At 38.5% G+C, this 19,508-nt stretch carries 17 protein-coding genes; 5 read left to right on the top strand and 12 right to left on the bottom strand.

The features are described from left to right. Window positions 1–168: 168 nt before the first annotated feature. From J2Z32_RS18765 to J2Z32_RS18745, 5 genes are all read right to left on the bottom strand, one after another. Window positions 169–771: a DUF1349 domain-containing protein gene (locus J2Z32_RS18765; protein WP_210090725.1), complete on the bottom strand. Its 603-nt coding sequence runs from the start codon at window positions 769–771 to the stop codon at window positions 169–171. A 137-nt stretch (window positions 772–908) separates the two neighbouring features. Next, window positions 909–2,225: an ATP-binding protein gene (locus J2Z32_RS18760; RefSeq protein ID WP_210090724.1), complete on the bottom strand. Its 1,317-nt coding sequence runs from the start codon at window positions 2,223–2,225 to the stop codon at window positions 909–911. 1 nt (window position 2,226) lies between these two features. Next, window positions 2,227–2,934 carry a response regulator transcription factor gene (locus J2Z32_RS18755; RefSeq protein ID WP_210090723.1) on the bottom strand — a complete coding sequence of 236 codons (708 nt, stop codon included), beginning with the start codon at window positions 2,932–2,934 and terminating at the stop codon, window positions 2,227–2,229. 128 nt (window positions 2,935–3,062) lie between these two features. After that, window positions 3,063–3,599 carry a hypothetical protein gene (locus J2Z32_RS18750; RefSeq protein ID WP_210090722.1) on the bottom strand — a complete coding sequence of 179 codons (537 nt, stop codon included), beginning with the start codon at window positions 3,597–3,599 and terminating at the stop codon, window positions 3,063–3,065. A gap of 186 nt (window positions 3,600–3,785) precedes the next feature. After that, window positions 3,786–4,472: a hypothetical protein gene (locus J2Z32_RS18745; RefSeq protein WP_210090721.1), complete on the bottom strand. Its 687-nt coding sequence runs from the start codon at window positions 4,470–4,472 to the stop codon at window positions 3,786–3,788. Between the two features lie 235 nt (window positions 4,473–4,707). On the opposite strand from J2Z32_RS18745, the gene J2Z32_RS18740 reads away from it, so the two are divergent. Then, a complete protein-coding gene (locus tag J2Z32_RS18740) occupies window positions 4,708–5,760 on the top strand; it encodes a hypothetical protein (protein WP_210090720.1) in 1,053 nt (350 codons plus the stop codon). Window positions 5,761–5,863: 103 nt separating this feature from the next. Here the strand turns inward: J2Z32_RS18740 and J2Z32_RS18735 are convergent, their stop codons facing one another. The 5 genes from J2Z32_RS18735 to J2Z32_RS18715 form a co-directional block, all read right to left on the bottom strand. Further along, a complete protein-coding gene (locus J2Z32_RS18735; protein WP_210090719.1) occupies window positions 5,864–6,526 on the bottom strand; it encodes a hypothetical protein in 663 nt (220 codons plus the stop codon). Window positions 6,527–6,703: 177 nt separating this feature from the next. Beyond that, window positions 6,704–8,173 carry a glycoside hydrolase family 1 protein gene (locus J2Z32_RS18730; RefSeq protein WP_210090718.1) on the bottom strand — a complete coding sequence of 490 codons (1,470 nt, stop codon included), beginning with the start codon at window positions 8,171–8,173 and terminating at the stop codon, window positions 6,704–6,706. A 74-nt stretch (window positions 8,174–8,247) separates the two neighbouring features. After that, a complete protein-coding gene (locus J2Z32_RS18725; protein WP_210090717.1) occupies window positions 8,248–10,188 on the bottom strand; it encodes a beta-glucoside-specific PTS transporter subunit IIABC in 1,941 nt (646 codons plus the stop codon). 147 nt (window positions 10,189–10,335) lie between these two features. Then, window positions 10,336–11,196, bottom strand: coding sequence for a BglG family transcription antiterminator LicT (gene licT / locus J2Z32_RS18720; RefSeq protein WP_210090716.1), 861 nt, complete (start codon window positions 11,194–11,196; stop codon window positions 10,336–10,338). Window positions 11,197–11,396: 200 nt separating this feature from the next. Beyond that, on the bottom strand, window positions 11,397–11,837 hold the full coding sequence (locus J2Z32_RS18715; protein WP_210090715.1) for an OsmC family protein: 441 nt from the start codon (window positions 11,835–11,837) through the stop codon (window positions 11,397–11,399). A 242-nt stretch (window positions 11,838–12,079) separates the two neighbouring features. On the opposite strand from J2Z32_RS18715, the gene J2Z32_RS18710 reads away from it, so the two are divergent. Genes J2Z32_RS18710 through J2Z32_RS18695 form a run of 4 tightly spaced genes read left to right on the top strand, consistent with a single transcriptional unit; the run spans window position 12,080 to window position 17,019 of the window. Further along, on the top strand, window positions 12,080–12,769 hold the full coding sequence (locus J2Z32_RS18710; protein ID WP_210090714.1) for a response regulator transcription factor: 690 nt from the start codon (window positions 12,080–12,082) through the stop codon (window positions 12,767–12,769). Then, window positions 12,766–13,908 carry a HAMP domain-containing sensor histidine kinase gene (locus J2Z32_RS18705; protein WP_210090713.1) on the top strand — a complete coding sequence of 381 codons (1,143 nt, stop codon included), beginning with the start codon at window positions 12,766–12,768 and terminating at the stop codon, window positions 13,906–13,908. The genes J2Z32_RS18710 and J2Z32_RS18705 overlap by 4 nt, the downstream gene beginning before the upstream one ends. A 2-nt stretch (window positions 13,909–13,910) precedes the next feature. Continuing rightward, window positions 13,911–16,241: an ABC transporter permease gene (locus J2Z32_RS18700; RefSeq protein WP_210090712.1), complete on the top strand. Its 2,331-nt coding sequence runs from the start codon at window positions 13,911–13,913 to the stop codon at window positions 16,239–16,241. A 4-nt stretch (window positions 16,242–16,245) separates the two neighbouring features. Continuing rightward, a complete protein-coding gene (locus J2Z32_RS18695; protein ID WP_210090711.1) occupies window positions 16,246–17,019 on the top strand; it encodes an ABC transporter ATP-binding protein in 774 nt (257 codons plus the stop codon). Between the two features lie 100 nt (window positions 17,020–17,119). Here J2Z32_RS18695 and J2Z32_RS18690 read toward each other — a convergent pair whose 3' ends face one another. Together J2Z32_RS18690 and J2Z32_RS18685 are read right to left on the bottom strand one after the other, a co-directional pair. Beyond that, window positions 17,120–18,133: a glycoside hydrolase family 5 protein gene (locus tag J2Z32_RS18690; RefSeq protein WP_210090710.1), complete on the bottom strand. Its 1,014-nt coding sequence runs from the start codon at window positions 18,131–18,133 to the stop codon at window positions 17,120–17,122. Between the two features lie 126 nt (window positions 18,134–18,259). Then, a complete protein-coding gene (locus tag J2Z32_RS18685; RefSeq protein WP_210090709.1) occupies window positions 18,260–19,183 on the bottom strand; it encodes an oxidoreductase in 924 nt (307 codons plus the stop codon). Window positions 19,184–19,508: the final 325 nt, after the last annotated feature.

Here is a 19,508-nt window from a genome sequence, read left to right as displayed (position 1 = left end):
TCTATCTTCTAGGCTTTAATACAAAATTCCACACTCATTATATAGAATCGTTAATCAAGAGTATTTATTTCCTGTTCACAAAATAAAACATTCATTGTCTCAATGTCCTCATTGGAATATTCAACAATAATGTCATAGTTTGATTTCCTTTTTTTCTCATTTTTCGTTTTATTCTGTAACTGGGTCAGTATGAAGATCTTCATCCGGCTTTGTAAAAGCCCATCGTGTAAAGGTAACCTCTAGACCTTCTCGTGTTGGGGAACAAGTGTAAGGCCCCGCTTGATTCCCTGTCTCATAAGGGAAACGAGCAACGCGAATCGTTCGCCAAGGATGATTTTGAGTTCGAGCACGTATAACAACCGCATCTTTTATAATCGATGCACGAAGCGTAACCTCTTCATCCATCCAATCAGGAACTGCTGCAAGTGACCAATCAGAGTAGCCATTTGTAACAACTGCGGATACCTGCGGAATTCCATCGTTGATTTCCACTCCACATTTAATCCACTGCTCTGGCCCATGATAGAGTAAAATCCCTGCTTGATCATATAGCTCTGTAAATGAAGATAACAAAAAGGAAACTTCTACGGCTGTACTTTTATCCCACTCTTCTAACAATGCGGCGCCATCCTCAAATTCAAAACCATATAACGTCTTTTTCCAAAAATCTCTTCCTTTTTCAGGTGTAATTTTAAAGAAATCGCCTTCTTTTTGTGCAGACAATGGTGGATTAAGCCATTTCCCTGATTCCCAGTCCATTTTTTTGATCATATAGAATACTCCATCTCTTTTATCATTTATATTGCACATTATATAACATAGCATGAGGGTTGAATATATTTAGCAACCTTAAATCAATCTATAAGCTTTTTACCTAAACAGTAACAATATATAATAGATGGTGCTTTCTAGCGATGAGCTCGAATAAAACTAAATCTAGCCCCTCCTAAAGGAGAGTCAGAATAAATAAGTTCACCACCAAGATGACGTGCTATTTGTAGACTGATCGCTAAACCCAAGCCTGTTACACCGTTTGCCCCAGTAACAAATCTTCCAAATACTTCTGTACGCTCAGACTCTGCCAAACCCGGGCCATCATCATCCACATGCAGTACCCATCCTTCATTGGTTTGCTCGGTTGTAACCACAATTTGACTGATTGTATGCCTAACTGCATTTTGAAGTAAATTTAAAAGGATACGGAATAATTGCTCCCCTGTCGTTTTGATCCCAAAATTATGACCCGCAAGCTGTAAAGATAGGTTACGCTCAACAACAGCCGGAGTCATTAAATCAATGGCTTCCTGTACCAAATCCTGCACATTTATCTCCTCTTCAGGCCAAGCCTCTTCCAATGCCTCCAATTTGGATAATAACAATAGCTTATCTACCATTTCAACCAGCCTACGGGACTGAGAAGTAATGACCTGTAGCCCATTTTCCTGAGATACAACACCATCTCGAATGGCATATACATACCCGTTAATGGACATCAATGGTGTTTTTAACTCATGTGATACATTTTGTAAAAATTCAATTTGCTTTTGATGATGAGAAGAGATTCGGTCAGCCATTAGCTGAAAAGTATGACTAAGCTCACCAATTTCCCCTTTTTCATCGATTGAAAAGGAACTTATAGCAGGATGACTTGGCTCATATTCACTTACCTTCTTTTTCAAACGATTAAGTGGCTTCACAATTTGAGAAACGGTAAGTAAACCAATGCAGAGAATAACCGCAAAACTAGCTCCCGTTGCTAACAAGGTTGTTTTAAGAATGGAGCCTGCTAATGCTCTTACTGATGACAAAGGAGAATAAATTAAAATTCGATACGGTGTATTTTTTAATTCTGCCTGAGCATAAATTATTTTTGTCCCTTGGAGTGAGCTTGTTCCTTCACCATCATGACTTTTAAAGTGAAAAACTGTCCCTTCTTCTTTAATATCGCTAGCGGCTATAATTCTATGATTTTTATCAAACACTAAGTAATCCGCATCAAGCATCACATCACGCACAATATATTTAAAGCTTGTTCGATCCAAATCCTTTAAATCTCCACTATTTAATATTTCTAAAGCTCGGGGAACTTGCTGATGGAGCTGATCCTTGGCTTGGTTTAAAATAAGATCATCAATGAGATGGATGAACAGCACAATCGTAATTGCAATCGTTGCTAACATGGCAGCAGACATGGAAAATAATAACTTCCCTCTAATCGTCTTCATATTATACCTGCCGAACCGATACTTTATAGCCAAAACCCCATACTGTATCAATCATTAAGGTAGAATCAGATTCAGAGAGCTTCCGGCGGACACGCTTCACAAGATCATCAACCACCCTAATATCCCCTAAAAAGTCATATTGCCATATTTGCTGAATGAGGTGCTCCCTCTCAAAGGGTCGTTCAGGATAAGACGCTAAAAATTGTAACAACTCAAATTCACGCGAGGTTAATGGAACTTCCGCCTCATTGATCATTACCCGACGAAATTCAGGTTCAATCCGTACATTGCCGATCGCCCAGCCTTTATCTTTAGAAGACTCTTGACCTTTGCTATGTCCATAACCAGCCTCGGAGAGACGAAGCATCGCCTTGACTCGACCTACTAGTTCACGTGGATTAAAGGGCTTGCTCAAAAAATCACTACATCCTAATTCCAAGCCTTGTATTCTATCATTTTCCTCTCCACGTGCGGAGATCATAATAATAGGCATTTCAGTAAAGGAACGAAGCTCTGTCAGCAAGGTCAAACCATCGATACCTGGTATCATAATATCTAATATCATACAGTCTGGTGATGACGATCTCACAAACGGAATCAGCTCTTTCCCATTCAGAAATGAAGTAACCTCATACCCTTCCTTACGTAAATATTCGGATAGAAGCTGTAAAATAAATTGATCATCATCCACAACGACAATTTTCTGCATGATCCTTCTCTCCCCACGACAAAATAAAAACTACTAACGATATTTTAATAGAACAAAAGACGGGAGTCCAATGGAGCTCTCGCCTTCTGAATATAAGTGAATATTAGATGAAAATCTTAAAGCTTATATTATTTTTTCTTAGTTACTGGAGTAGTTGTTTTAGTTTCTACTTTTTTAGTTGGTTTCTTTTTATTGTTGCTTACATTATTTTTGTTTGCACTTACATGTTTTTTGTTCACTGTTTTGTTAACTTTTTTTTGATGTTTTTTGCTTTTAATTGCTTTATGCTTTTTGCTAACTGCTTTGGCTTTTTTCACTACTTTTTTGGGAGTCTTTTTTGTTGTTACTGCTTTAGTTGTTTTCTTAGTTGCTGGCTTTGTAGTTGTCGTTTTTATTGCTGGTTTTGTAGTTGTCGCTTTTTTAGTTTCTGTTTTTGTAACTGGTGTTTGCTTGGTAGTCGTTTTTGGTGTAATACCTGTTGTAGTTTTCTTTTCTGCTGCTTTATATGCAGGTGCTTTAGTTGTGCTGCTTGAGCTTGTTACTGATGATTTCACAGGTGTCTTGCTATTTGAAACTTCCGAGGAAGCCGCAAATGCGCTTGTACCTGCGCCCATCACGCTAATTGCTGTTAATAATGCTGCTACTTGTTTAGTCCACTTTTTCATAATTGAATCACCTCTTGTTTGGATTTGTATTAAGAATAACAACCAAATTGGGCAATTCTATGAGATATATATGTAAAAAGTATATGAAAAAGAGGCTCAATCTTGAGATCAGTGCTTGAGGCTAACTCAGACTAGCGAAGGTTGTCTCTTAAAATCTCTGGATCTTAGCTAACACAATTAGCAAAATTAACCTTCGTTTGTAGCGGCTTTAAGCTTAAGTTTTTCAACCCACTCATCATCATTCCAAACGTTAGGATTGTTGATGACCTGACCAGCTCCACGTATAGTCATGTCATAGCTATCCTTTGCACCACAATACCAATCTACAATGACGAGCTTCCCCTCTTGATTTTGGACAAGGAACTCCGTAACTTCACCATAACCACCTATGTCATGCTGAATAGCCGCTTTTAATTTCAAATATAAATACTGATTTTCATCATCCACAAATTTTACCTCATCACTTATAAACTCAACATTTGTCACAATGTTACTCGTAAGGTCATGCTTTACAGCAAGATTATACTGATCTTTTATTTTTTTAGTCGTATATTGCTTTAAATTTTCATTTAAGAAATAAGCATCTGCATCAAACTCTGCATGATTCCAAATTGCTTTATAATATTGAGTTAATGCCTTTGTCGTCATTTTATACGCGGTTTCATAGTCCTGAATCGATAATTTTTTATCCTCCTTTGCTAAAAAAGCAGGAGATATCTTCGCCTCTGATTTATTCTGATCACCGTTAGTTGGGGGAACCATCGTTGTGCTATTCTCCACCTTAGGCACATCATTTGCCTTCATATTATTTGTAGCAGTATCACATGCACTTAGAGCCAATAAAAGTACAAGAAACAAATACAAACGTTTCATATCAGTCCTCCAGCTTCCTTGGATTTATATTATTCCAATTTTATACTATATAAATCTATTTTTCTATCTTCCATGCAGATGTATCCCCCATGCTAAATACATAAATTAAAAAAAACTTATAAAATTCATGTCATTACCACAAGAATCTTTGAACATCCTTTCATAGATTAATTTTGAGATGAAATTTACTCACTAGTAATCTCTCACAAAAAAATTATAGTTATGGAGTGATAAAATGGGTACTGTCGTTATTAATAATAGTTCTCCGTTTTTATTCGGATATAATAGTGCTGAGCCACGTGGATCAGGTACTACAAACTTAGCTGGTGGTTTTTTCTTTTATTCCAATAATCCAGAATCAGTTTCAAAAACAGCCCTAGCTGATAACGGTTATTTTTTAAATCGTGCACCAGTTAAAGGTACAGGTCAGATTTATACCTGGCATTCTAACAAAACAGGTTCTTCAATCACTAACTGTATCCTAATTCATAATCCTAACGCATTCCCAGTCAAAGTTTCCTCGTCTAATTATGGTCTTACAAAATTTTCTGGAGTCCAACCAGATTCTAACGCATGGCTTTCTTTCTGGAACACAAGTATGTCTTCCCCCGTTACAGTAACCATTCAACCAGGTGGATACGGAAATATTTTTCTACAAAATCAAATTCCAAATGATGGCGTATTTGGCATAGTAGCTCGTGTAAGTATAACTAATGCTCAAAATAATACTGATGCAAGTGTTACCTTTTGGGATTTAGCTTATATTTCAAATTCAGGAAATGCAAATGCTGCCGCAGCTGTAGACGGATCAAACCGAGTTCGTGGAATTGGTCAAGGTGGCTATTGGAATACAACAAACTTTAATTCATTAGCCCCAACTGATTCAAAAGGAAAATATTATACACTTGCTGCTGCAGGTGATACCTTTAACGGTGCTGATGTACCATGGATAGCAGATTACAGCGGTGGGGCATCTGGTGGAATTTTAGGAAACTATGGTCAACAAATCAATATAACATTGCCAATTAGAAATACTAGTACCTCCTCACGTAGATATCAAATATTCATTGGTAGTTCAGGTGGATCACTTTTCCCTTGTTTCTACTATAAAGGAATTGGATATAGATACTCCCCTTCTAATCAATGGGGGAATGTTCCAGGATGGTACGGTCTAGATATCTTGGAATTACAGGTTGGTGGCTTATCAACCGTATCAGAATCTTTCCAAGTTGTTGTACCAGCAGTATCAAGTACTCCCCTGGTAATTGGGGCCAGAATTAAAAATTAAATAAGAAAACTTATCACTTAAACAGTTAAAAAAATCAACTGCCGAGAATCTCGGCAGTTTTTATAATCTATCTAACTTATTTTAAGCTTACTGTTACTTTCCTTTAACCTGCTGGTGAAGGACCATTAGGCTTAGCTAAATAAGCAGAAACAGGATGCTCAGTGTATATACCATAAGCATTAGCATTTTTTCGATATGGAGCGTAACCCCAGTCATTCGCACCCCATCCTCCCCATGTTCCATTACGGAGAATTTCAACTTGAGACCAGGTCGCTGTATTGTGTTGGACATACCCATATTGATCCTTACAACCATGTGTGTATGCTACACGAGCTGTTGTTGGTTGAGATTTATGATTGGGTAGATCATACACTATTTTACTGTTCACCCATAGTTGAGACCGCGATCCATTTTGAGTAGGTACAAGTGTAAGTAACACTGTATCTCCAAATCCAAAATTGTAGCCTAATTCTGAAACGTTTTTAGATCTCCAATAAAGGTTGTCTCCACCTTCAAAAGCACCACTATTTAGAAAAAGACGAAAACCCGCCTTACCATCCTCTGCGTAAGGTGTCCAAGAGATACCACCTTCAAGATAATTATTATAAATTAAATAAAAATTCACATAGTCATCATTCCGTGTTCCATTAATAGGGGAAGAACCAACAATAATATTAGATGGAAGCTTTATTTTAGCTGATATTCCTTGATGTGTCGTTTGTAAAGATTCTGAGCCACATAAACGATCATATTTAAAAGTCACCATGTTTACTCCTCCTTATTTCTGAGATACATTAATAGATTATTCAAAAGATAAAAGAATATCTTGGATTGAAAACCTGAATATACTGCCTTTTTGTATGCAAAAAAAGAAGTGCCCCATCATCATGGGACACTCCCTAAATATTAATCTATAAACCGTTTCCCCTTTAAATCATTGCCTTTACAACACTTCCCCGTTACTTTCAATCACTTGCTTGTACCAGTAGAAGGAATCCTTACGATAGCGATCAAGCGTGCCATTACCTAAGTTATCCTGATCGACATAAATAAAGCCGTAACGTTTTGCCATCTCAGAAGTTGAACAGCTAATAATATCAATTGGTCCCCAGCTTGTGAAGCCCATAAGTTCTACACCATCTGCAACGGCTTCCTTCATTTGCTCAATATGCGCACGTAGGTAGTCGATACGATAGGAATCATGAATAGAACCATCTTCTTCTAACACATCTTTTGCGCCTAAGCCATTTTCTACTACAAATAATGGTTTTTGATAACGATCATACAAGCGATTTAGTGCAATACGCAAACCAATTGGGTCAATCGGCCAGCCCCATTGCGATAGCTCTAGATGCGGGTTTTTAATTTGACTAACCAGCATACCAGAGTTGCTGTTATCATTTGGATCGTATTTGCCAATGTAGGTCATATAATAACTAAATGCAATAAAGTCCACTGTGTTATTACGAAGAATTTCATCGTCACCAGCTTCCTTCACGATTTCGATACCTTGCTCCTTAAAGTAACGATTCATATAAGATGGATACTCTCCACGTACCTGTACTTCTGGGTAGAAGAGGTTCATTTGATCTTCTTTTAACGTTTGTAACACATCTTCAGGTTTACTTGAAGCGGCATATGTCTCCAAGCGACAAATCATACAGCCAATTTGCGCATTTGGCATTTTTTCTTTCCCACTTTTCACCGCTAACGCACTTGCCACAAATTGATGATGTGTCGCTTGATAACCGACCTGCTCCTTGCTACCCTTAATTTTATCCTCTAAAATTCCGCCACCTGTATACAAGCTTGTAAGCATCATGTTCATTTCATTAAACGTAATCCAATACTTTACTTTATCCTTGTAGCGATCAAATAAAGTATTTGCAAATTTAAGATACAGATCTATTAATCTACGATCTTCCCAGCCATTATATTTTTGTGACAACGCAACTGGCATTTCATAATGAGAAATCGTTACTAATGGCTCAATGTTATATTTTAATAGCTCGTCTAACACCTTATCATAAAAAGCTAACCCTGCTTCATTCGGAGTTTCCTCTTCTCCAGTTGGGAAGATACGTGGCCATGCGATCGACATACGGAAAACTTTAAAGCCCATTTCAGCAAAAAGTGCAATATCCTCTTTATAACGATGATAAAAATCAACCCCATTACGCTTAGGGAAATAAACATCTGTATCTCCACTCAAATATTGCTCAAGCTCAACAGAGTTAACATCAAATGTGAAGTCCTTACCATTACGTGAATCGTAGGGAATAAATGGAGCCATATCTGACGTAGACAAGCCTTTCCCATCTGCATCAAATGCTCCCTCTAACTGATTGGCAGCCGTTGCTCCTCCCCATAGAAAACCCTCTTGAAATTGTGGTACTACTGTTTTTTTCAACATTATATTCTCTCCTTTTTGTATAATATAAAATTTAAATCATGACCAATATCAATCATCGATGTGAACGGGAGTCATCAGCGGACAGTGAATAAGAGCAAATCACTCACTGAAATCACCCCTTTCACATGTACAGGGACTACCTCAAGATAATCAGGTGTATTGGTCACTATAACTGGAGATACAATTTCAAGCCCTGCCGCCTCAATTTTGTCTAGTTCGAAGGTCATCAATACATCACCTTGGCGTACCTCTTGGTCTACAGACACCCTCACATCAAAATGGTTTCCTTTTAAAGAAACTGTATCTAACCCAACATGAATAAGTAATTCAATTCCATCATGAGAGCGCAGCATAATAGCATGTTTGCTTTTCGCAATCATCGTCACAACTCCATCAAAAGGAGCTCTTACGATTCCTTCACTTGGCTTTATCGCAATCCCTTTACCTGTTAATTCCTTAGAAAATGTCTCATCTGAAAGCTCATTTAGTGGAACAAGCTCACCTGCTAATGGACTCATAACCTGCCCCTTACGGTCTGCTATGGATAAAACCTTAGTGTCTTCATTGGATGAAACGCTTGGATTTATTTTAGAATTGTTATCTTTTACAACATTAGCTTGCTCACTCTGATTCGTTGGAGCTCCATCCTCCCACCCTAAAATCAATGTGAGTGTAAAGGACACTGCCATACTAAGAAAAAGTCCAATTAACGCATACACAAAATTTTTCATGCCTCCGTCAGGCTGAATGTAAAGCGGTAAAGATAATAAACCTGGCACTGCGAAACCAAAGCATTTTAACCCAACTGCTGTAATAAATCCGCCACCCACTGCTCCACCTACAATCGAAGCATAAAATGGCTTTTTCAGCTTAAGTGTAACGCCGTACAATGCGGGCTCAGTAATTCCTAATACAGCGGAAATTCCGCTAGATAACGCAATAGATTTCATGGTTTTATTTTTTGTTTTTAAAAATACAGCGAAAACTGCACCTGCTTGACTCATATTTGTGACTAGGTTGATTGGTAATAACAACACGTCATAGCCAAGCTTACCTAAATTTTGCAATGTGCTAGGAAAGAAGGCATAATGCATGCCTGTCATAACAATCAGAGGCATAAGACCTCCTAAAATAATTCCTGTAAGTGCCCCTGCATGGGCAAATAGCCAAGAGGTTCCTCTCTCTAAATATACCCCCATAAAGTTGCCCAAAGGTCCGATAAAAATGAGAAGAATTGGCACTGTAATTGCTAAAACTAGCATTGGTGTGAAAATAATTTTAACTGTAGCCGGAATGAATTTATCCACGAAGCGGTACACGTAACTAAGTAACCATACTCCAAGAATGATCGGAATGACCGACTGCGAATAATTTACAATCGATACATTTAGCGATAAAAATTGGATCGGGTCTAGCTTGTTTGCGTTAAATGCATCCAAAATGGTTGGATACATCAAAGTCCCTGCCATAGTTAATGCCAAATATTCATTGACCTTAAATTTACGTGCCGCAGATACCGCTAATAGAAAAGGTAAGAAATAAAAGGCTGCATTTGCAATCATACTCATGACCTGAAACTCGCCACTTTGTTCCTGTAATACATGTAAAGATACTAAGAGTGCCAATACACCTTTAAGCATCCCAGTACCCACAATCGCAGGTAAAACAGGGGTGAAAATCCCCGAAATGGTATCTAACACCGCGTTAATCCCTCTGGCTTTAGGTTGCGATTGAGCGCTATGCTCGTTAGACGATGCAGGGGACCCACCTTGCTCCAGCTGTGCTTCAAGCTCCTCGTAAACAGCGGCAACATGATTGCCAATGACAACTTGAAACTGATCATTTTGGAATTGTGCACCTAATACGCCATCCAAGCTTGCTATTTTTTCTAGCTGTACCTTTTTCTCATCGGCAACATTAAAACGTAATCTTGTAATACAATGCCAAGCTTGATTAATATTGCTGCTTCCACCGATCAAAGAAATAATTTCTTTAGATAGCTCTTTATTATTCATAAGAAGTTCCCCCTTATATGTTGAAAACACAAAAAACCAAATGCTTCACCTGCCCATATTGAATATAGATCTATATGGATCAGTAACATTTGGTGGTGCCTGATTTGACTCAGTAACACTCCATATTTAATTTATTTAACAATATAATTACAACAGTGGACCATCCTCATCTGCACTTGAAGTTACCCTTTCGATGTGTATCATCAGATAAACCATTTCATCTGCTGTAATATTGAACCCATAATTTTGCTCCAACATCAGTTTTAATTTACTGGCACACTCAAAGCTCTCAGGATAACGTTGTGATAATACTTCAAACAGAAAATTTTCATCCTTAAACGATAACGATTCTTTATTAAACTGACGAACAATAAAATAGCGCAAATGCGTTATAAATCTTGAAAAACTGACGGATTCCTGTTCCAAGCTAGTTTGAAAATGCTCCATCATTACATCTACAATTTCGTTAATAATTTTTGTGATTTTAATCGTCTGATCCATACTACTACTGCCATATTGGGCATTTACAAAGTGAAGCGCGATCGAGCTAGCCTCTGATAAAGGTAAGATTACACCAAATGTTTCATTAATGAGTCGCACCGCTTCATGACCTACAGCATATTCCTTGGGGTACAGATGACGGATGTCCCAATGTAAAGGATTTTGCATTTGAACTCCTTGCTTGGATCGCTCCAAAGCAAAATGAATATGATCTGCCAACGCTAGCAAAATGGAATCATTTAGTGTCTGGTTTAAAAAGTCTTTACCATATTGAATGATACGTTCAGTGACATCAATCACTTGAAGCGGAATTACATTAAAAAACTGTTCAATCTTATGGTATTTATCATCCATACCAATACGGAAAGTTTTTTGAATCGTCGCTGGATCAATAATTTGATCCTTGACCTTTTTAAAACCAACGCCTGTCCCAATAATAATGATCTCACAGCCATCATCATCTACAGCCAAGGCTATATTGTTATTTAACGATTTCCTAAATTTCATCTCCCCCACCTCCTTTACGGACAAAAACTAAAAAGCACCACCATAGTATTCTCATAAACAAAGGAAATAAATCCAATGTTATGAAAACAAATGGTGGTGCCTGATCGCATCAGTGACACTCCGTTTATATTGGTATTGTATACGCACGATGTAATCGTTGTCAATGTAAGTTTTTAGGTGGTTATCAACCACTAATCAATTCAGTGTCTAACAACTCCTGCTTGTACTAATTTAACGCCATTTGTTAAACAATCGCCTACAGGACATGTATTTTCCACAAAGGCAACAAACTCCTCTGTTTTCTCCTGGCTTTCGGTTGTCGTAAAATGCATCACATAACGAATTTCTTGAAATCCATTACGTACATCCGCCAATCCCATAAACCCATCAGGATCTAAATCCCCTTCTAGCTCAACATGAAATTTTTCATAGGAAAACCCAAAACGTTTGGCAAACGCGGCAACCACAATCGATTGGCATGCCCCAAGCGCACACAAAAGAGCCTCAACTGGGTTCATGCCTTGGTCTGTTCCACCTAACTGCTTAGGCTCGTCCATCAAAATTTTGAAGCCACTGGACTCCGTTTCGACCTGTAAACCTTGCGGTAGCTTTGTAGCAATAGCCTTAAATGTCGTTAACATAAAACAGGTGACCTCCTAGTGTCTTTGAGAAAACAAAGTTAAGTTTTGGAGATTGTAGCATCCTTATTTTCTAAAATCAAGAAAATTGTACGCTTGTACTATTACAAAACAAAGCTTTTAAAGCGGAGTTATGTGAGAAATCTTAAGGTAATGTTAAGGTTAATCGTGATTAACTGAAAGGTAGTAGAACTAAAATGAACCTACAGCTCAATGCTAAGATGAGCTAGATGAAGGGAGAAAAAATGAACAAATCTATTTTGGTTGTAGATGACGAGAAAGAAATTCGTGAACTGCTTAGGTTATATATAGAAAAGGATGGCTATTCCGTAATACAGGCTGAAAATGGACTCGATGCACTCACAAAAACTACCACCCTCTCGGTTGATCTAGCTATCATCGACATTATGATGCCAGAGCTTGACGGCTATCAGTTGATCAAAAACCTGAGAGAACGTAGCAATATTCCTATTATTATCGTAAGTGCTAAAAGTGAAAATCACGAGAAAATATTAGGGCTTGATCTTGGTGCAGATGATTATGTAACAAAACCTTTTGATCCTTTAGAGGTTATCGCCCGTATCAAGGCTCAGTTACGTCGCTATGACGGAACAACAGATGTTGAGACTCATTTAACTTTACTGACTGCGGGTGAACTGAGTATGAATGTTTCTAGCTGCACGCTTAACTGTGGTGACGTAAAAATCTCACTGACCGCTACAGAATTTAACATTATGAAGCTATTTATGAAAAGTCCCGGACGTGTATATACCAAACAACAAATTTATGATGCTGCATGGCAGGAGGGAGTTATTGTTGATGACAATACCGTCATGGTGGCCATTAGTAAGCTACGTAGCAAACTTCCTGTTAATTGCGCTGTATCCATTGGAACAGTCAGGGGATTAGGTTATCGTCTGGAGGTATTCACATGAAGAAAAAGCTAAGTTTCCAACGTGTAATCATTCGCAGATTTATAGGCTATACCATAGGAATAGCACTGACACTTCTAGTCTTGGAGTTTCTATTCAGTCTAATTACATTAAATAACGGGATGAACTTCTCAGAACTGGCTTCCTCCCCTCTCACTGAGGGGACAAAAACACTACAAATCATGTCTTCAATTGTATGGATACTCATTACAATTTCGGTGTATTGTATAGGAATTATTCTTTTCGGGCGTGGTATTAGCAAAAAAGTTATGGAACCAGTCCTGAAAATGGAGGAGGCATTTAAGAAGGTTACTGCTGGAAATTTAGATATCACTCTCGATTTCGAAACAGAAACAGAATTTGGTGAAATGCGAGATGCTTTCAATTTTATGACGCAAAAGCTGAAAGACTCCGAAGATCAGCGAATGATCATGGAAAATGAGAGAATGAATCTCTTCTCACACATTGCCCATGACTTAAAAACACCCATGACAACAATTTCTGGATACGCGGGGGCCCTAGCAAATGGGTTGGTCGAGGAACCTGACAAACAGCGGGAATATCATTTAGCAATTAAGGCAAAATCTGCGCAGATGAATCAATTGATAGATCAGTTACTTTCCTATTCCAAGCTAGGAACGCCTCAATATCAACTAAATTTTGAGAACGTTGACCTTGTAGAGTTGCTTCGTGTATCTTGCGCCACTTTATTTGGAGAAATTGAAAGCAAGTTAATGAAATTAGAGCTTCAATTACCAGACAACGCCCTATATTACATGGCAGATTCAATAGAGATCACTCGTGCCATTAGCAATCTACTGACAAATGCCATCCATCATAACCCAATGGGTAGCCTATTGGCCGTAAGTCTAAAGGATGAACCTCATCGTATTGAGATACAAATTGCCGATAATGGAGCCGCTATCCCAAAATATATCTCTCGGAGACTATTCGAGCCTTTCGTTTCAGGCAGTCATTCAAGAAGTACCAATAGTGGATCAGGACTTGGACTTGCCATTGTGAAAAAGGTGATGGAACAGCATTGCGGTGATGTTTTCATATTGGACGCCCCCTCCCCTTATACTAAAATGTTTGTCCTGAGTTTTCCCAAAGTTATTGGACACAGAAAGATAGAGGGATGAAAATGTATCAAAAAATAATCAAAAACGATATGCGAAAAAGTAAGCTAATTACTGTAACGATAATGGCGTTTATCCTTGTTGCTGCTATGCTAACTGCTTTGGCTGGATCACTGACAGTAAACCTTTTTGGGGCAATCGACAATATGCTTGTTTCAGCAAAGTCAATTCATTTTATGCAGATGCACACAGGCGAGATCGACATGGAGCAATTGCGGCACTTCGCGAAAACGAATGACAACGTAGAAGATGATCAGGTGCTTGAATTCCTCAATATCGAAGGCTCGGATATTGTCATTGGGAAAAATTCCCTTGCTGGTAGTGTACAAGACAACGGGCTTTCAGTACAGGGAGAGAAATTCGACTTCCTCCTTAACTTAAATGGCGAAGTTATTCAGCCTACTGATGGCGAAATCTATGTCCCACTCTATTACATGAAAGAAGGAAAGGCTGTACTTGGCGATACTGTAAAAATCCATGGTGTTTCCTTTACTGTCGCAGGATTTTTACGAGATTCTACAATGAATGCGGCATTGGTAAGCTCCAAGCGATTCCTTGTGAGCCAAGCTGATTTTGAAAGAGTTCGTAAATTCGGACAACTAGAAAACCTTATTGAGTTCCGGCTTACAGAGAAGGCTTCCTTCCCGGCCTTCGAGGCAGCCTACCTTGATGCAGGTCTTCCAGCAAATGGTCCACCCGCCATCACTTACAGTCAAGTGAAGATGATAAATAGTATTACGGACGGAATCATGATTGCAGTGCTTATTTTGATAAGCGGGCTTGTTATCATCGTAGCATTTTTGTGTATCCGTTTAACACTATTGGCTAAGATTGAAGAAGATTATAAGGAAATCGGAGTACTCAAAGCGATTGGGATGCGGGTATCACAAATAAAAAAGTTATATTTTGCGAAATATGGCGCTATGGCAGGAGTAGCCTGCATGCTAGGGTTTTTGTTCTCCTTACCACTCCAAATCCCTTTTATGCAAAACATCCGCCTATACATGGGCGAAAGCGGGAGCCCTTTTCCTGGTTTACTTTGCAGTTTTTTAGGGGCCGCATCCATCTGTGGAGTTGTGTTACTGTATGTGAACTATGTATTGCGTCGCTTCCGAAAAATATCTGCGGCTCAGGCGTTACGATACGGCTCAGCGCAGGAAGATTCGAAAGTCCCCTCCCTTTTCCGACTCAGCAATAACAAGATCTTTTCTCGGAATATCTTTCTTGGAATCAAGGATATTCTTTCTCGGAAAAAGCTATATGTTACCATGCTAATGGTACTCATTATTTCCTCATTCATTATGATTGTGCCACAAAATATTAGCAGTACGGTTTCTGCAAAAAGCTTCATCACCTATATGGGCATGGGCATTTCCGATGTTAATATCGCAGTGACACGAACACAGGTAGAGAATGTTTTAGGGAAGGCAGCAGAAGTTGTTACTATGCTGAAGGAGGATCAGAATGTTGAGAAATATGCTTCGTTTACCAGCATGATGTTAGACCGAAAAGCTGAGAACGGAACAATAGAGAAGCTACGAGTAACATTTGGTGACTTTTCCACTTTTCCTATCACTTACTCCAAAGGCCATTCGCCACAATCGAAATCAGAACTCGCCCTCTCTGCTCTCAGTGCCCAAGACATTGAAAAAACGATTGGTGATGAAATCACTTTAATCGTTGATGGCGTAGAAAAAAAATTGATGATTTGTGGAATTTACTCTGATGTCACCAATGGTGGTCGAACAGCACAAGCTATTTTTGATGAAAATAACGGAGATGTTTTAGCCGTCAACATTGCAGTCACATTTCATGACCGCCAAAATATAAAGGCAGCCATAGCACAATATAGGGAAAGGATCCCCTTTGCTAAGGTGACTGGTATCGAAGAAAGCATTGGACAGATGCTTGGGTCTATACGACACGCCATCAACATGGCTTCCACTGTTGCTGTCGGGACAACAGCCCTGCTAACATTACTGGTGACAGCGCTATTTATGAAAATGCTGGTAGCAAAAGATCGTTATTCTATCGCTATATTGAAATCAATTGGCTTTACCAATTCGGATATTCGCAGACAATACCTGACGCGTTCAATCACTGTATTAGCACTGGGTGTAAGTATTGGTACGATTTTGGCAAATACGTTAGGGGAGCTGGTTGGTGTGACTATCGTTTCTTCCTTTGGTGCATCCACATTCCACTTTATAGTGAATCCGTGGTTTGTCTACCTCATTTCTCCCTTACTGATTACCGTTTGCGTCTTCGTTGCCACCATAGTAGGCGTTTCTGGAATTCAAGCAATAAAAATTTCTGATCATATTAAGGAGGCTTAACATCATGAATGCCCTACTTACAGGTAAACTCATTAGAGGTAAAAATATTGTGAAAACCTTTAGTAAAGGTAAGGAGCAGCTTAAAGTGCTAAATGAAGTAAACGTAGACATAGCCCAAGGGGAGTTTGTTGCAATTATGGGGCCTTCCGGTTCAGGAAAATCTACACTACTATTTGCGCTTAGTGGTATGGATGAGATTACAGATGGATCGGTGAGATTTGGTGATACCGAGCTTTCTAAGCTTCGCGAAAATACACTTGCAGATATTCGGCGAACTAAAATGGGCTTTATTTTCCAGCAGCCTACGATGCTGAAAAACTTAAATCTACTAGATAATATTATTCTTCCTGCCTTGCATAGAGGGAAAAAGGACACAGCAAAACTTACACAAAAGGCAAAAACTCTTATGAAAAAAACCGGTATCGATACACTTGAAACCAGAGATACTAAAGAGGTTTCAGGTGGTCAGCTTCAGCGAGCCAGTATTTGCCGTGCCCTAATGAGTAGCCCAGACATATTGTTTGCTGATGAGCCGACGGGTGCACTTAACTCAAAGTCTGCGGATGAAATCATGAAGCTACTGGGAGAGATCAACCAAGAGGGGACAGCGATATTGCTTGTAACCCATGATCCAAAAGTCGCAGCAAGGGCTGACAGGGTTCTATTTATGAAGGACGGAAATATCGTTTCAGAGCTGGTACTTCATAGGTTCAACGACAAAGATATGGCGGTAAGAGGGGAAAAGGTGCTTACTAAAATGACAGCTGTTGGGATTTAATCATGTTTTCATAAAATAACCTTTCGTATTTGTGTTCTGTGATACGAAAGGTTATTTCAATATATACAGAGCTATTTATCAAGAAAATTACTAGTTTAAACTACAAATAAGAAATAATTTGCGGTTTAATACTACTTTCATATCGGTCACTAACCCCAAACGACATATATTTATAGGTCCAAGCGGCTCTACCAATATTGTAATGCTCAAATACACCATTCACATCCTTATACCAGTTAACTACACTTTGTGAAGGGGCATGCTCAATCACCCCGTACTCTCCACAATATAGATAAACATCACGTTCATTTGCAACCTCAATCGCACTAGAAATCATCGCCTCAATATATTGCGGACCCATTTCTTTTAACTCTTCTAAATGCAATCCTGATCCATAAGCTCCGATTTGTTTTGCCGTATTGCGATAAACTTCGAGTTTACCAGGATACTCCATATTACTTTCAGGCATGTTTTCTACCCATTCCGCTTTTTGGTGAGTAAATAAAAATGGCTCATAGAAGTGAAAGTTATAAACGATATTTTCATCATAAGGCGCATCTAGTAATTCAAGGGTATGCACACTGTTCCACTGAATTCCCCCGATTACAATTTTGGTTTCAGGTGCAAGTTGGCGAATTTCTGTAATTGTTTTAAGTGCTAGCTGATTCCATCTGGAGCTATCCTCTTCTACGATTTCATTTAAAAGTTCAAAAGCCACCGTATCCTTATATTTAGCATAACGAATCGCAATTTCCTTCCATATTTGGATGAAACGCAGCTGAAGCTGCTCATCGTCAAACAAGGAATTTGTTGCTGCACTATTAAACGAAAAGCCTGGTGCTTTATGTAGATCTATAATTAAATTCAGGCCATTTTTAGTGCACCAATTCATACAGTCATCTATATACTTAAATCCAGCATATGCTTCCACATTTTCAGTTTTCTCAATGACCTCATGATCAACTGGCAAACGGACATGGTCAAGTCCCCATGATGCTATCGTTTCAATATCCTTTTCAGTAATAAAACTATCATAATGTGCATGATTATAAGGACATTGTGACAACCATCCTCCTAGGTTAATGCCTTTGGAATAGCCATTCCATATTTTCATAATGTGACTCATCTCCCTTTATATTATCATTCATTTCCTCCATACCACTATCTTTAGCATAAATAAACACCTTACTTTACGAAATAACACATTGTGCTTAAATACTAACCTATTGTGCAGACTATATTATTTCTCAAACTTATATATAACTCCTGTAAGCTGTTCAGATACTTCCCATAGCTTTTGTGAGATATCAGTTTGATAGAGCTTATTGATAATAGGGTCAAGCTTCGGGTAGCCCTTTCTTCCACCACGTCCATCAGGTCCAATATATTCACCTCCACTGATATTTAGTGCAGTTGCGCTATATAGGGAAGGTAATGCTCCCATATCGGCAGACTGACTTGCAAGATTGCTAATCATTCGAAGCAAAGGGTTCGCTCTCTTACCAGAGCCAAATGACATCAGATTTGTATTTGAAAAACCAGGATGACAAGCTATACTCATTGTGTCCAATTGGTGCTCAGAAAGCTTATTATTTAGTTCTCTTGCAAACATCATATTTGCTAGCTTACTTTGACCATAAGCTTTCCAGCCACTATAACCTTTTGACCCATCCAAATTATCAAAACGAATCGAAGCACTATGAGCAACTAAGCTACTTACGGTAACCACTCTTGAGGAAGGTGTATTAAGGAGCCGTGGTAATAGTAACCCCGTCAATGCAAAATGCCCTAAATGATTACAGCCAAATTGGGACTCAAAGCCATCGCTTGTCAGCCTATAAGGTGTATTCATAATCCCTGCGTTATTAATAAGAATGGAGAGGGTTTCGTATTCATGAACAAATTGATCAGCAAAAGACCTGATCAAATCTAAATCAGACAAATCAAGCCTCATCAGCTTTACGTTAGACGTCGGACATACTGTTTTAATATGGTTAATTGCAGCTTGTCCCTTCTGTAGGTTTCGAACTGCAACAATTACCGTTGCATTTTTTTGTGCCATCGCTGTTGCCGTTGCAAGACCTAATCCACTACTTGCTCCAGTAATAATAACGACTTTCCCGGTTAAGTCTGGCATATTTTCCTTTGTCCAATTCTCACTCATACCTAATCCCCTCCACAAATGTAATAATTAGATACAACTATAATACAACCATATTTATACAGAAGCTATTTTGACTTTTGCTTTATACTTATTAAGGCTTTCACCCGATACTCCTGTTAACAAAATAAAAGCTAATGAGAGGCAGAAGGGAAAATGAAGGAAAGTATAGTGATAAAATAAAAAAACGCTTAATTCTTTGATCTTTATCAGAATCATTAAACGTTGTAAGATTGCAAAATATGATACATTTACTTAACAGCTACTTCTTTGTTGAAATGATTTAAACATTATCTCTTCTTACATTTGTTTTAACTCAAATTTATTA

The organism is Paenibacillus turicensis, assembly GCF_017873435.1.
GTDB lineage: Bacteria > Bacillota > Bacilli > Paenibacillales > Paenibacillaceae > Fontibacillus > Fontibacillus turicensis.
The sequence above is the reverse complement of the archived record's forward strand: the minus strand, read 5'-3'. Positions and strand labels throughout refer to the sequence as shown.